At 40.7% G+C, this 15,311-nt stretch carries 14 protein-coding genes; 4 read left to right on the plus strand and 10 right to left on the minus strand.

Features of this window, described 5'->3' with window-relative positions; genetic code table 11:
- The first annotated feature begins 30 nt into the window (after window positions 1-30).
- Window positions 31-1,020 (plus strand): diaminopimelate dehydrogenase, encoded by a 990-nt coding sequence (locus JKG61_RS05985; protein WP_202102076.1) that lies wholly within the window; start codon window positions 31-33, stop codon window positions 1,018-1,020.
- An 81-nt stretch (window positions 1,021-1,101) separates the two neighbouring features.
- Here the strand turns inward: JKG61_RS05985 and JKG61_RS05990 are convergent, their stop codons facing one another.
- Entirely contained in the window at window positions 1,102-1,890 is a 789-nt protein-coding gene (locus JKG61_RS05990; protein WP_202102077.1) for a DUF3575 domain-containing protein, read from the minus strand.
- Window positions 1,891-2,037: 147 nt separating this feature from the next.
- Here JKG61_RS05990 and JKG61_RS05995 point away from each other — a divergent pair, with 147 nt between their 5' ends.
- Window positions 2,038-2,481, plus strand: coding sequence for a KTSC domain-containing protein (locus tag JKG61_RS05995; protein ID WP_202102078.1), 444 nt, complete (start codon window positions 2,038-2,040; stop codon window positions 2,479-2,481).
- 87 nt (window positions 2,482-2,568) lie between these two features.
- Here the strand turns inward: JKG61_RS05995 and JKG61_RS06000 are convergent, their stop codons facing one another.
- Window positions 2,569-4,437 (minus strand): endonuclease MutS2, encoded by a 1,869-nt coding sequence (locus tag JKG61_RS06000; protein ID WP_202102079.1) that lies wholly within the window; start codon window positions 4,435-4,437, stop codon window positions 2,569-2,571.
- A gap of 482 nt (window positions 4,438-4,919) precedes the next feature.
- Here JKG61_RS06000 and JKG61_RS06005 point away from each other — a divergent pair, with 482 nt between their 5' ends.
- Together JKG61_RS06005 and JKG61_RS06010 are read left to right on the plus strand one after the other, a co-directional pair.
- A complete protein-coding gene (locus JKG61_RS06005; RefSeq protein WP_021072221.1) occupies window positions 4,920-5,753 on the plus strand; it encodes a sulfite exporter TauE/SafE family protein in 834 nt (277 codons plus the stop codon).
- 84 nt (window positions 5,754-5,837) lie between these two features.
- On the plus strand, window positions 5,838-6,239 hold the full coding sequence (locus JKG61_RS06010) for a DUF1634 domain-containing protein (RefSeq protein ID WP_202102080.1): 402 nt from the start codon (window positions 5,838-5,840) through the stop codon (window positions 6,237-6,239).
- A 210-nt stretch (window positions 6,240-6,449) separates the two neighbouring features.
- On the opposite strand, the gene JKG61_RS06015 is transcribed toward JKG61_RS06010, so the two are convergent.
- The 8 genes from JKG61_RS06015 to JKG61_RS06050 all read right to left on the minus strand — a co-directional run bounded on the left by JKG61_RS06015 (window position 6,450) and on the right by JKG61_RS06050 (window position 15,163).
- Window positions 6,450-6,767, minus strand: coding sequence for a DMT family transporter (locus JKG61_RS06015; RefSeq protein WP_202102081.1), 318 nt, complete (start codon window positions 6,765-6,767; stop codon window positions 6,450-6,452).
- A 75-nt stretch (window positions 6,768-6,842) separates the two neighbouring features.
- Window positions 6,843-7,403, minus strand: coding sequence for a Crp/Fnr family transcriptional regulator (locus JKG61_RS06020; RefSeq protein ID WP_202102082.1), 561 nt, complete (start codon window positions 7,401-7,403; stop codon window positions 6,843-6,845).
- A gap of 107 nt (window positions 7,404-7,510) precedes the next feature.
- The gene (locus JKG61_RS06025; RefSeq protein WP_202102083.1) at window positions 7,511-7,975 is read right to left on the minus strand and encodes a GNAT family N-acetyltransferase; all 465 of its coding nucleotides are present in this window, start codon (window positions 7,973-7,975) and stop codon (window positions 7,511-7,513) included.
- 3 nt (window positions 7,976-7,978) lie between these two features.
- Entirely contained in the window at window positions 7,979-8,641 is a 663-nt protein-coding gene (locus JKG61_RS23065) for a CatB-related O-acetyltransferase (RefSeq protein ID WP_202102084.1), read from the minus strand.
- Between the two features lie 158 nt (window positions 8,642-8,799).
- A complete protein-coding gene (locus JKG61_RS06035; protein WP_202102085.1) occupies window positions 8,800-9,555 on the minus strand; it encodes a porin family protein in 756 nt (251 codons plus the stop codon).
- A 13-nt stretch (window positions 9,556-9,568) separates the two neighbouring features.
- On the minus strand, window positions 9,569-10,858 hold the full coding sequence (locus JKG61_RS06040; protein ID WP_202102086.1) for a TolC family protein: 1,290 nt from the start codon (window positions 10,856-10,858) through the stop codon (window positions 9,569-9,571).
- Between the two features lie 11 nt (window positions 10,859-10,869).
- The gene (locus JKG61_RS06045; protein WP_202102087.1) at window positions 10,870-13,968 is read right to left on the minus strand and encodes an efflux RND transporter permease subunit; all 3,099 of its coding nucleotides are present in this window, start codon (window positions 13,966-13,968) and stop codon (window positions 10,870-10,872) included.
- A gap of 46 nt (window positions 13,969-14,014) precedes the next feature.
- On the minus strand, window positions 14,015-15,163 hold the full coding sequence (locus JKG61_RS06050) for an efflux RND transporter periplasmic adaptor subunit (protein WP_202102088.1): 1,149 nt from the start codon (window positions 15,161-15,163) through the stop codon (window positions 14,015-14,017).
- Between the last annotated feature and the right edge of the window lie 148 nt (window positions 15,164-15,311).

Consider the following 15,311-nt stretch of genomic DNA (forward strand, 5'->3'; position numbering starts at 1 on the left):
AACTTAAACACTAATTTTTCAAATCTTAACATGAACAATAAAGCTAAAGACATTTTGAGGATAGGTATCGTGGGGTATGGCAACCTCGGAAAAGGCGTAGAAAAAGCAATTAAGCAGAATCCCGATATGGAGCTTATAGCTGTATTTACAAGAAGACCGCCTGCAACACTTCACTGCGAAGGCCCAGGTATCGCGATGGACTACATAACAGACTATCAGGACAAAATAGATGTAATGATACTCTGTGGCGGTTCGTCTACGGACCTCCCTGAACAAGTATTAGAAGTTTCTAAGTTATTTAATACCGTCGACAGCTTTGACACGCATGCCAAAATTCCAGAATATTTCGCAAAAGTAGATGATTGCACCAAAGCAAGCAATACGTTGAGCATTATCTCTACGGGATGGGATCCGGGCTTATTTTCCTTAGCAAGATTGATTGGACAAAGCGTACTCCCAGAAGGTGAAGACTATACCTTTTGGGGTAAAGGATTGAGCCAGGGACATTCCGATGCCGTAAGAAGAGTAGCTGGTGTCAAAAATGGTGTACAATACACCATACCTATTGATAGCGCTCTGGAAAGGGTACGCTCCGGCGAAAATCCTATTCTATCCACAGCGGAAAAACACAAACGTGTATGTTATCTAGTAGCAGAAGAAGGAGCGGATAAAGAGTATATTGAAAAAACGATAAAAACAATGCCCAATTACTTTGCTGACTATGATACAACGATCCATTTTATCAGTGAAGAAGAGTTGACAAAAAACCACAATACAATGCCGCATGGAGGAATCGTATTCCGTTCTGGCGTGTCCGGTAGTGGAGCCAAGCAACGTATTGAATTTAGTCTGACATTGGAAAGCAATCCTGAGTTTACAGCCAGTGTATTGGTAGCATGTGCTCGCGCAGTAGGCAAAATGGCTAAACAAGGACAGACGGGTGCCCGCACCGTATTGGATATCCCCCTCTCCTATCTATCTGCCAAATCAGAAGAGGAATTACGTCGCACATTGCTATAGAATGTAGCAACATGTGATAACATCATAAAAAATCGAGCTCTACTATTTCCAGTAAAGCTCGATTCCCTAGCTTATTTACGACTAAAACCGATAGCCGATAGATAATCCTGAACGAATACTAGCCCATGGACTGTTCGAAACTTTCACATCCACACCGTCTCCGTGTACTTCATAGTTCATCTTAACAGACACTGGCAGGTCGGATAAAGCATCTTTGATGTCATCTAATTCTTGCCTAACTTGCTGTTGTTCATCAGCACTCAGTTTCTTCTGTCCACTCAAAGTACCTTTTGCAAAACCATATCCAGGTCCGATCAACCTCCAATCTAAATGCAAATTATCTGTTAAGCGAAAATTAAACCCTATAGAAAATCCGGCGGTATACGCATTCAGGCTACCCTTGACAGGTATAGAACCATTTTCTTTAAATGTCTGTCCTCCAGCAGTCAATTCGAGATCATAGTTTAACGGCGCCCGTAACGAATAGTTTGTATACTTTAGATAAGGGGCAACATAGAATCCACGAAATGGCCCACGTTTAGAAGTATAAAACCGAGCTTCAGGAGTAATAGAAAAATTACCGCTCTTGAAGCCTTCTAAAAACTCATTCAAGTCATCGTTATCAACGACATCCCGTACTGTAGACAAAAAAGGCAACCCCTTGCTCGGCCTAAAACTGACAGCTCCTCCTACAGTAATTCGCTCCCTGATCATACGTTCATATTCAAACGCGAATTTCCCGCTGACCAATGGAAGTACATTCAATTTGACCATATTTTTAGGTTCAGAATCGGTTTGCTGTCCGAAAACGGAAGAACCACAGAATAGTATAAAAATACTGCTAATAAAAAGTAAAGATTTTAATTTCATATTATCATTATTTGGTTGCGCCAAATATAGCTAATACAAAATGATTTAGATATACTTATAATTTGGTATTCATTGAATTTTAGGGCACTTTTCTATATTTTGATAAAACCGTACACTATAGTACAGGAGATTAACTACCTTTGCCCCATGAAAAAAATAGCGGATTACAGAAGACTATTGGACGTGGATAGCAAAGTTGACCTTAACACATTGAAGGCGCGCTACCGACAAATCATGAAGGAATGTCATCCGGATCGATTTGCCAATGATCAGGAAGGCCTAGCAGCGGCAGAAGAAAAAAGTAAAGAAATGATAGAAGCCTACCATTTTTTGGTAAGTATATGTCCAGAAACATTGAGTAATCAGCTACCTATATATCAAGATACCATAACAAACTCAGCAATAGTAGACTTTGAATGGGAAAGTCAGATATTGACGATCACATTTTTAAACGGCAGCAAGTACGAATATTTCAGTGTGCCGAAAAACGAGTATATTAAATTTGTCAATGCAGATTCGCCAGCTCGTTTTGCGAAACGTCACATATACCCCAAATACACCTACAGAAATATACTAAAGACCACTGCTTAATACCATAAACCCCATTATTTCAACTTCTACGGACTGAAATAATGGGGTTAAATAAATGGTCTAAAAGTCGTCTAACACTCTTTGTTCCTAATCAGAGGCTAGTTCAAGACGAATCAACTTGATATTGCTCTGAAGCTCACCAAAAGCAACTTTTCCTAAGCTACCCTGTATGTCCATTAAGACACCCACGATCTGTTTTCCTTTTACACGCACCTTATCTCCCTTCTTTAACGACCGTATCATATTATTTTTCAAAGCATTATCTACAATTATAATATCAGTCAAAATTTCTTCGCCAATCTGCACTCCAACTGTCTCCACAGTATCCTGAACCACCTCAGTAACCATGCCTTCCAGTGGATCCGTCAATACGAGGTCTACATCAGCCACCTTATGCGAAGCTTCCAATAATACATCCTCGGGTAGACCTATACGTCGTGCTACTTCAAAAGCGAAAGCACTTCCAGCAGTACCGATGGCCAGCTTATAAAGAGGACGCATACCGACAAGGTCATACAGCATCGCTGCATTTCTGACGCCTTCTGTTTGATAAGCAAAGTGTTTTAGATTTTGAAAATGTGTCGTAATCAACCCAAAACTTCTTTTCGAGTTAAATCGTTCCAATAAGGTCTCAGCTATAGCACCACCAACCTGTGGTTCGGTTCCACCGCCAAACTCATCGATAAGAATAAGGCTTCGATCATCATGATACGATAAGATGTTACGCATATGCGTGAGATGAGAAGTATAAGTACTCAAACTACTTTCCAGACTTTGACCATCCCCAATATCCAAAAATAGGCGTTCGAAGATACCTCCTTCAGCATTCTTACCAACAGGGACTAAAATCCCACATTGAAGCATGTACTGTAATAAAGCCGTAGTTTTTAGACAAAGCGATTTACCTCCAGCATTAACACCCGAAATAATCAAAATGCGGTGTTTTTCCGTAAGGGAAATCCCCAAAGGCTCAGCTCGCTTGTTCTCTTGCTGCAACATCATATCCAGCAAAGGATGTATGGCCTGGTGCCAATAAATGTGTGGTCTATTTTTCATCAATGGCATCACGCCGTTGATACGTATAGCAAAAAGCGCTTTGGCTCGAATAAAGTCAATCGCTCCCATAAAACTGTAGGCATGCATTAATGCCATCAGTTCTCCTCGTACCAAATTGGTAAAAACCGTTAGTAGACGAGCGATCTCCCGTCGTTCGTCGTTTTCCAATTCGTGCAGCCTGCGATTAGCTTCTACGACAGTTTCGGGCTCTATAAAAAAAGTCTTACCACTGCCGGAACTATCCCGTACCACCCCTTTAATCTTACGTTTATTAGATGCATTGACGGGAATTAAAAAGTGTCCACCTCGCATATCAATAGGCACATCTTTAGCCACAAGCCCCTGAATCTGTGCACTTCGAAGTGCTGCCTGCATACTTCTGGCAACATCTTTCTCCGCTTCTATTTTACGCTTGCGGATGGTAGCAAGGTCACGGGAAGCATTATCCCTGATCTGGCCAGATTTATCGAGAAGTCTCCCGCCCTCCTCAAGGATGGTAGGAAAAACAGCAACTTTATCTGCTAGTTTCTTAAGCTCAGGATAAACAGCCCCTCTTGTCGGTAAAACAAAAAAGTCGACAATCGATGTAATTGTTTCCAAAGAATTCACTAAATCTCCTACTTCTTCTGCCGATAGCCAGGTAGACAAGTCCCTTTCTACGCTAATCAGTATATGGCGCATATCCAAAAAGTAAGCAGTAGGAAAATCCATCTTGGATTGAATGATTTGCACAAATTCATGGGTTTGTGCAAGATATGTTGTGACTGCTTCGTAATCCGACGAAAAAGACATAGCAAAAACCAATTCCTCCCCCAAAGGGCTCAGACATTTCGCAACTATATGTTCACGGATTGCGTCAAAATTCAGCTTCTCTTCAAAGTTTTCCGGATAAATATTCATCTCAAATTCTAGTATAAATAGTCTACTCCACAACATAAACGTTGTAGATGGACAGTTAAAAAAATATATTATAAAAAATTGAGTGGGTCCATATCGAATCGGAGATCCTATACCTTATTGCTCGACAAAAGATAACAGTATGGTCTCGCCACCCCTAGGCGTGGCGTGTAAAATTGCGATATGGTAATTATACGGAAAGAAACGACATGACAGACATTACTTAAAAAATCAACGGCAAAGATAGCCTATTTTAGGAAACTCTCCAAGTAGTAAAATCGAATCGCACAAGCTTACTTCTTCCCGTTCTAAAAAATCAAGGAAATCAAACATCTTATCGGATTCTTATACACTAGGCATGTAACAATTGTATTTATTCTACTGCCTTTGTTTTAAAAACAATAAAAACCCACTAAGTTTACCTCGACTTTAGGACCACTTAGTTTTATAGCACATAAGCTATCGAATCCCATAAAACGATAAATATGACAATACTTACTTTTACACTGATTTTATTCCTCGGGACCTTCATTGCTGGATTACTTGGCTCGCTCACGGGGTTGGGTGGAGGCGTCGTCGTTATTCCACTCCTTACCCTACTGTTTCATGTTGACATACGTTATGCCATAGGCGCAGCCTTACTAGCTTCCATTGCTACATCCTCAGGTGCGGCCACAGCTTATGTAAAAGAGGGAATTACCAACATAAGATTGGGAATGTTTTTAGAAATAGCGACTACCATAGGAGCTGTCGTAGGCGCACTGATTGCCATATACATGCCGACAAATACCATCGCAATAATTTTTGGGGTAGTACTTATTTTCTCTGCAATCATGACATTGCGTAAGAAAAACGAACACGCTTTAGCGGGAGGCTCTCCACTAGCCGAAAAACTAAAACTTAATAGCACCTATCCTGTAGATGGTCAAAAAGTACCTTACAAACTTACAAACATAGTCGGAGGGTTCTCTCTGATGGGTGTAGCTGGAGTACTATCCGGACTACTCGGTATAGGATCAGGATCTCTAAAGGTACTGGCAATGGACGGACTAATGAAAATCCCCTTTAAAGTAAGTACAACGACAAGTAACTTCATGATTGGCGTGACCGCAGCAGCATCGGCAGTCGTATACCTACAGAGAGGTTATATGGACCCAGGAATTGCTTTCCCTGTCATACTAGGCGTACTCTGCGGAGCTATAACAGGTTCAAAACTTCTAAAAAAAATGAATCCAAAAACATTACGTTTGATATTTGCCGTAGCTATCACACTAGTCGCATTACAGATGATCTATAATGGTGTCCAAAACAAGTTTTAAATCCACCGAACTGTAGGCTCATCAAATAAACAGACGGATTCATCCATACTATAAACAAATAGTATTCGAATAACTAAAACATATATGAAACAAGTATTCTCAAAACATTATTGGAATGATAAAGATATATCGCTCTTAGTAGGGCAGATTCTCCGTATTGGAGTTTTATTGGCATCCGTTACCCTAATAATAGGCGGTGTACTTTATTTAACGGTACATGGAAAAGATCCTTTACCCGACTATACCAAATTTATCGCAGAAACAAATGCTAACACCACCTTATCAGGGATAATAGCGGGTGTCATGCAGATCAATGTACCACAGATAATACAACTAGGCGTTTTACTTCTTATCTGTACCCCCATTGTTCGCGTGATCGGATCATTAGTTGGATTTATTATCGAAAAAGATACGATGTATATTATCATTACGCTTATTGTTCTAAGCGTAATAGCAGGAAGTATAATCAGTGGTTTAAAAGGTTAAAAACACAGGGAAACATAAATATAATTTCAACCTACCCTCTTATATCCAAATTAAATACTATGTAACAACAATGAAACAAAACAAACATTAACAAAGCCTTAACACTTCAAATCAGATTTCTGGCTTATATTTGTGTATTCATAATTTAGGTTAATAATTGGTTAGTTAAGAACGCCTGTAGCTCCCCGCTATAGGCGTTTTTTATGGTTATTAAAAAACTTTCAAGCCAACGATTCCCGCGACAATCAACACCGCAGAAAGCAATCGAAAAACACTAGCAGAATCTCCAAAAAATGTGATTCCAACCAATAATGTCCCTACGGCCCCTAATCCTGTCCATACCGCATAAGCAGTACCTATTGGAATAGCTTTTTGAGCATAGAACAATAAACTTCCACTAATCGCCATAGACACTATAGCCAACAGTATCCATCCGACCTTATTACCTTCTCCACTTTGAGCCATTTTTAACCCCAGAGGCCAACCAATCTCAAAAATACCCGCAGCAATCAATGCAATCCAATTCATTTTCAAATAGTTAAATTATACACCACAAAAATAGAGTCCAAAAAGGCAACATTTTTTGATGTATATCAAAATCAACTAATATCTTCGGATTCGGCTCAATGTCTCCTGAGTGATGCCTAGATAAGAAGCAATATGTCCGAGGTTGATACGACTTAGCAGTCTAGGTTGCAAGCGGATCAATGACTGGTATCGTTCGGAAGCAGATTCGATATGGAGCGAAATACTACGTTCTTCTAAAATCACACAAACCTCTTCAGCTATCTTACGCCCGATGAGGTTTAATTCGGGATACATCCGATACAATTCATTTAGATCCTCTACAGAAATAGCATATATCTCAGAATCCTCTAAAAACTGTATATTCTCAAAAGAAGGCCGATTCGTATACACAGGGAGTATAGAACCGAAGATCTGATTCTCTTCACCAAACCAAGTATTCACCTCCTTGCCATCACGATAAAAGTAAGCCCGGATCAAGCCCTTTTCCAAAACAAAATAACTTGACAATACCTGTCCTGATTTCAGAAAATGATCATGCTTCTTCTTAAAAAAGTGCTTGGTTCTCCCCTCAATAGCTGTTTCCGCCTCTGAACTGAGAAAACCATATCTTTTAAACTGCTGAATAATGGGATTCATTCAAAATAGTTAAACATTCCACGAAGCCTAAAAGTAATCATAGATCAGGAAATAAAAAAACTACGTTTGTCTAAACGTAGTTTTTTAGGTGGATAGCCAACAGTATATTACAGCATCATACGCATAGACATACTGAACGGAATAAGGCCCTCTCGTTGATAAAGAGCTATTGCAGCAATATTGCCTGTCAAAACAGTAAGTTCAAAATAATCCACCTGATTAAATTTCCCCCAATCTTTGACCTGTTCAAGAAGCAACTTCCCAATCCCCTTACCTTGCATCCCCTCCGCTACAATAATATCCATAAGATACACAGATCTCAGAGGCTTCAAACAATTATAAGGGTCAGTGGATTGTATCTGAGCGACAGCCAAGCCACACACAATCCCTTCCTTTTCATACACAAAGCCAATAAAATTGTCTTCACCTGCAATAATTTTCTTTATAAAAGTTTCATCCTGTCTAGCAGCATTCATATAGTTCGGTTCATAAACCGCCATCTGCTTGAACAACGAAAGGTAAAGCGCATCGAGTGCGGAAAGATCAGTCAATTCTGCTTTTCTGATATTCATATATTAGTCTTTAGAAAGTACACTACTAGCCTCATAAGCCTGAACCTGTCTATGTAGTTCTGATATATCTGCCGAGGTCAGATAAGGGCGAAGTGCATCAAACTTAGCACTAGACCATTCATACATACGAAGAGCCAGCAGTTCCTCAACGACATCCTTCTCAAAACGATACCCAATAACCTTCGCCGGATTTCCACCTACTATCGCATACGGAGGCACGTCTTTGGTTACTACAGCAGCTGCGGCAACTACAGCTCCTTCACCGATATGAACACCAGGCATAATAATGGAACGAATACCAAGCCAGGCTCCGTCATCAATACGGGTATCTCCCTTCTGCTTATAAGATTCCAAAATCGATTCCGCAAAAGGATACAAACTGAACCAATCTGTACGATGGGTATTATTCCCTCCCATTAAGATAAGCACCTCGGCACCTATGCATACATAATCGCCAATATACAATTGATCAATATCCCAGATAGGTTCCCAGTTGGCGACACTGTACTGATCACCATATAAATAACGTACCACACTTTCTTCAAACGAACCTGTCCAGGCGTTACTATAGTAACTTTTTGTCCCTCTAACGTGGATATTACAATTTGTAACTACCTCATGTAGATATTCTACCTTTGACCAATGTTTCTCTGCTTTATCTTTCATATTGTTATTCATTGCACTGTATCCTTTTTCAAATCATCATCAACTACAACTTTCAAAAATACATCATTTCCAAAACAACATGATAGGCATTCTGTAGGATAAAGCATTCCTTTTTAAATATTTTCAGCGATCTATCCTACCGCAGTTGATTCCATTTTCTAAAGTGTATAAGCCAAGGAAAAAGAAAAGCCCCGATTATATATCCGTATACGATCTTTAGAATCACCAACATCGTAACTACTAGCATATTGGAACATACTCGATAATCCCTGCATATAATTAAGTCCCAACAAAAAACGACGATTCAGTTGCCAAGCTATCCCACCATTAAATCCCATTTCCATCTTCTGCAAATACTTATTCTCCGATTCATCATCTCCAGCACTTCCATAAATCTGCTTATCCTTAAACCAAGTACCATCTTCCTCTTTACGTTGGATATCCGCATGCAACAAGGTACTGACATAAGGTCCTGCATAGACACGTACCGGACCGACCGCATAATTCAAATTAATGGGCGTAAGGACAATAGACTGCATAGCAATTCTTGAACTATAGTCTCCTCCATCATCAGCAAGAGATACCCCAAATTTCCGCTGGCTAAACATAAGCTCATGCCCCAATGCAAACCGCTTATTCAATGTTGTCCGAACAAATACTCCGGCCTGAAAACCTACTTTATAAGCAGACTCATCATTGGAAAATAAATAATCTATATCCTTACCATGTAGATTAGTATAATTTACGCCAGCTTTCAAGCCCCACGACACCTTGCCTACCGCCAAGATATCATCCGCAAAAACTGCAATAGAATCGACATCCTCATATCTTGTTGCAACCTGTGCAACCACCGCCTTCTGGCCCAATAACAAACTAACTAGCCCAAGGAAAAGTATATTTCTTGTCACGTTCATAACCAATAATCTTTTAAAAATTAATATCCCAAATTCCCACTGCACGCTCCAATTCAACCAATGCAACTGCGCAATTATACCGCGTTACATAATAGTTCTGCTGTACTTCAATATAGGTCCGCTGTGCATCTAGCAATTCCAACAAAGAACTCTCGCCACGTTGATAACTGTAGATTTTACCATCCAAAATAGCTTGTGCATCTGTTAACAGACCGGTTTCAAATTGTGCGACCTGCTTTTGAGCGGCCCGATAACCGTGGTAAGCTTGTGTCACTTCGCTTTGGATAACTAAAGTAGTTTGTTTATGTTCTTTCTCTGCCTGCAAAATTCCCCATTGAGCAGACCGGACCTCTGCGGGATGCTTATTGGAAAATTTGAGAGGTACACTGACACCGACCTTTACAGTAGTCATTGAAGGAGTAGGCGCTATAACATTATTCACATACGAGGCATAATCCATACCTAAGGAAAGTCCCAGATCTATTGCCCTATTCGCTTTAGCCAGTTTTAATAAACTTGAAGAAAGGTTCTTCTGCTGTAGCGCAGCCTGTAAATCTGCTCTATTCACCTTTGCGTCGCCGATTAGTTCACTTAATACAAAATCACGCCCCAGGCCCTTCAGATCACCGGTAGGATTCCAAAGAAAATCAATTTGGTCATCACCAAGAAGTGTCGACAAATCAGCTAAAGAGCTTTTCCATTCCGCTTCTGCAGCAAATACCTCATTCAACATTGTAGAGGCCTCCAGTTTGGACTGCCGTGCATCTACCTGTGAAATACTCCCCAGCCCATAGCGGATGCTATCCGCCTCGGATAGTTTCTTCATCTGTTCGTAGGAAGTTTGCTGTACATCCAATAGCATCTTATTTTGCAGGGCTGTTAGATAAGCCAATGTGGCGTCAGCCCGTAGATTCCTAAAATAATCTTCCAACAGCAATTGCGTAAGCTGTACCTGTCCTTTGGCGACATCCATTCGAGCATGGCGTTTACCGCCAAGCTCAACAGTCCAAGATAACTCAGAAGCAAAACCATATCCCATCTTCATCCGTCGTTGCCCATTATCAGAAGCTTCAAACGACAATTCAGGATCTGGAAAAACCCGGGCCTGTAGAATTTCAGCCTCTGCAATATCGACATTAAACTTCTCTGCCGAATAAGCTAGGTTATTCTTTCCGACCAAACTTACAAACGTAGCATAATCGATATTTTTATAAGCAAAGGAAGGATCCAAGACCTGGGCCGACAGCTGCGTGCCGACAGATAGAAAAGCCAGGGCAAGTATGATATTTATATATTTATTCATCTCCGTATAATTTAATCCTGTTTAGAAGCCGTATAGTTTTTCCCCCATTTACGTTCCACCAAATAATACAATGCGGGCAAAGCAAACAAAGTAATAATCGTAGAAAACAATAAGCCATATACAATCACTGTAGCCAATGGACGCTGTACATCAGAACCAATCCCAGTAGCTAACGATGCAGGGAACAATCCGAGAACAGCTACCGTTGCCGTCATGAGGACTGGTCTAAAACGATGCGCGGCTCCCTCAATAACTGAGCGGGAAAGATCATATCCCTTTCGTCTCAGTTCATTAATATGTGATATCATAATCACCCCATTCTGAATCGCCACTCCAAACAAAGCAATGAAACCAACAGCCGACGAAACATTTAAAGACATGCCACGAACATTCAGGGCCAGCATACCTCCAAACAAAGCCAGGGGAACAATACTCATCAAAAGGCCTGCCTGACGGAACGAACCGAAGGCGCTGTATAGCAAAATAAACATGATAGCCAATGCCAGCGGCACTATAACGGCCAGACGTTCATAAGCCCGGTTCTGGTTCTCAAACTGTCCACCCCAGCTGATATGATATTTATCATGATCATACGTAACATTCTTATCAATTGCTTGCTGTGCTTCCGCCAATAAGGAATTCAGATCTCGGTTACGCACATTCAACTTCACGGTAAGGTGTCGTTTATTCATTTCACGGGTAATTGTACTTTCACCTGTACTTAAACGTACGTCAGCAATCTGGGATAATGGAATCTTAGCACCAGTTTGGGAAGTCAGCATCAGGTTCGATATTTTTTCTGGTGTATTACGACTTGCTTCGCTATACCGACATATAATATCATAGACCTTATGTCCGATAAATAACTGGGATACAGCTTTACCACCAATGGCAACCTCAATCAATTCAGCGACATCAGATACATTAAGCCCATACTGTGCTATTTTATCACGATCTGCATGAATCTGCAACTGAGGTAAAGGAGGTTCTTGATCAATATCCAAATCTACAGCGCCGGGAATAGTAGCCAATGTCCCCAACACCTCCTCTGCAATACGTCGTGTTTCTTTAAAATCATCACCATAGACTTTGACTACTAACTCACTGTGCGCACCGGATATCTTATCCATCACCCCATCGATCATAGGCTGGGAGAACCCGACTGTAAATCCAGGCATACTATCATATACTGTAGCCAACTCGTCAATCAAATCATACTTAGTTTTTCCCTTAGGCCACTCTTTATACGGCTTGATACCTATAGAAACTTCAAAATGAGACGCTGTCCATGGATCTGTACCATCATCATTACGCCCTGCCTGTACCATAATATAAGTCACCTCATCAAATTCCATCGTCCTCGCCCGTAAAGTATCACTCATCTCGCTCGCCTTTTGCACCGAGATACCAGGAGGCAACTGTACCTGCAACCATATAGACCCTTCATCAAGAGGTGGCAAGAAATCCTTACCCACCCGTACAGCCAAAAAGGAAGTCGCGGCTAGAATTAAAAGGAGAGGAATAAAAACCTGCTTTGGCTTTTCCATGATACGTTTTATACCACCCGAGTAAGAATCTGAAATCTTTTCAAGCCACTTGTTATGATAGATTTTCTGTGGTTTTTTATAGATAACATAAGCGATACCAGGAATAACCAATAAAGCAACTGCCAGAGCCCCCAACAAAGCATATCCCACAGTGAATGCCATAGGCGTAAAAAGCTTCTTCTCTACACGCTCAAAAGCAAATAATGGCAAGTAAGCTGTAATAATAATAATCGTCGAAAAGAATACCGGTTTAGCTACCTCTGCTGCGCGTTGCGCTATGCTTTTTTCTTCCAATTCAAGATCTGGATTATCCTCACGCTTCTTAAGAATAGTTTCCAGCATTACGATCGCTCCATCCACGATAATACCGAAGTCAATAGCCCCTAGCGACAGTAGATTAGCGGGAATATCCGTAAAGTGCATCAGAATAAAGGCCGTTAACAACGAAAGTGGAATTGTAACCGCTACTAAAAGAGCACCTCGCCAACTGCCTAAAAAGATGATCAATACTACAATAACCAATGCCATCCCTTCCAACAGCGTGTGCGATACGGTATTCAAAGTCGTATTAACCAAATCCGTACGATCTAAAAACGTATGAATATGCACTCCTTCTGGTAATCCTCCATTATTCAATTCCTCTACAGCCTCATGTATACCTTCCAATACAGAAGAAGGGTTCTGCCCTTTGAGCAATAGCACAATACCCTCTAAACTATCCGAATAATCCCGTTCGCGATCCGTGTAGCCCAATACTCCTTTCCGTTCCAACATGCCATACTTCAGTTCTCCGATATCCTGTAAGAAGATAGGCACTCCCTTTTCAGATTTTACCACGATCTTTCCCAGATCTTCTAAATCCCGCACTAATCCGATACCGCGCACGACATACCCCAACTCGCCACGAGGAAGCACACTCCCTCCAGCATTAATATTGTTATTTTCGATAGTCTCAATAACTTCTGTTAAGGTAATAGAATACTGCTCCAGCTTACGAGGATCCACCTCCACCTGAAACTGCGTCGTAATACCTCCAAAATTGGTCACATCCGCTACCCCCGACACCTGTTTGATACGAGGCATAATGGTAAAATTCTGTAAATCTGTAAGGGCTCTTAAATCGTGTCCTCCTTTACTCTCTACAATATACCGATACACCTCCCCTGTCGGCGAAGTAAGCGGATCTAATCCAGGAACCGCATCATAAGGCAACTCGACCTCATTCAATCGTTCCTCAATTCGTAATCTAGCCCAATAATCATCAACACCATCCTGAAAAACAATAGTAATAATAGATAGACCGAACGTACTTTTACTACGCATAACATGCATTCCTGGAAGACCATTCAATGCACGCTCTACAGGAATAGTAATCTGTTGTTCAATCTCTTCTGCCGCCAGCCCTGGCACCTGAGTTACCACTTGAGACGTCACATCCGCAATATCCGGATAGGCCTCAACAGCAAGTTGCTTCCACGAATAATATCCAAAAAAAGCAATAAGCGTAAACAAAGCCACCATCACCCAGCGCTTAGCTACACCATTATGTATTAATTTATTCATCGCTTAATCCTTAATCTATAAACTGTTAACTATGTACACTTCAAGCCTAATAGCTTCTCAACATCAACGATCCACCACTCGTCACTATAGTCTCTCCAGCTTCAAGGCCAGACGCTACTACAACACGTTCGTTAGAAGTTCCCGAAATATTCACTTCTCTTTTCACAAACTTGTTATCTCCCTCTTTTACAAAAACAAACTGCCTGTCATTAGCCTGGAATACAGCACTACTAGGTACAAGAATAGATTTCTGAGGAGTATCTCTAAAAAGCACCGTTACATACATACCCGGTTTAAGCTCATGATTAATATTATCACACTCAATCAATACCCCAACACTCCGCGTTTCTTCATCGACAATTTCATTAACGTGGTATACTTTTCCTTTTATGAGATGATCGGGATAGGCCGCAACTTTTATTTCGACTTCATCAAATTCGTGTATAAAACGGATATCCTTTTCTTTTACCTGCCCCACAATCCATACCTTAGAAAGTTCGGCGACCACCGCAATAGGTTCAGCATCCTCCTTCAAATATTGTCCGATTACAATATTATTATCGACAATCTCTCCTTTGATAGGAGATCTTACAATCATCGGCTTACCAAGAGACATCTTCTCTGGGTTGACATTAAATATTTTTAAAGCAGATAAAGAGTTTGATAATGCAGATTTTTTAATTTCATAATCGGTTTCGGCATCCTCCAACTCCCGTTGTATCCCTACACCGTTTTTTAAGAGATCTTGCTGCCGTTTCAAATTCAATTCTGCTTGACGAAATTCCTGACGGGCGTCAGTATATTCTTTCTCCGCATTAAAATAGTCTGGAGAACTCAATTCAAAAATCGGCGAACCAGGTTGTACCTTCTGTCCCAAACGAACAAATGACCGTAATATCCGACCTGCAAATGGAGACGCAATCTCAGCATAGGCATTAGGAATGGTCTTGACAGTCCCCGCACTTGTCATCTCCAAAATAAAATCTTCCTCCGTTACAGTTCCAAAACTTAGCTTAGAATGAATCGGAGACGCTGCAGTCAATAAGACCGCATCACCTTCAATACGATAAGCCTTATTATCTTCTTCCTCTTTTTTTGATGTGCTATTACACGAAGAGAGTACAAAGAAACTAATGCCAATAAAAAACAATAGCTTTTTCTTCTCTAGACGGATGTCCTTACTGTTAATTTTCATTGTTTTGCCTTTAATTGATTTCATATTCAAATTAATCTGGCACAAAAGTGCCCATATTAATACCGTAAGGCTGTTAGAGGAGCAGTAGAAAAATATTAGAAATTTATTAGACTCGTTCGAGCATTGGACTTTTCTGTCAACAAAACAA

The organism is Sphingobacterium faecale (assembly GCF_016746095.1).
Taxonomy (GTDB): Bacteria; Bacteroidota; Bacteroidia; order Sphingobacteriales; family Sphingobacteriaceae; genus Sphingobacterium; species Sphingobacterium faecale.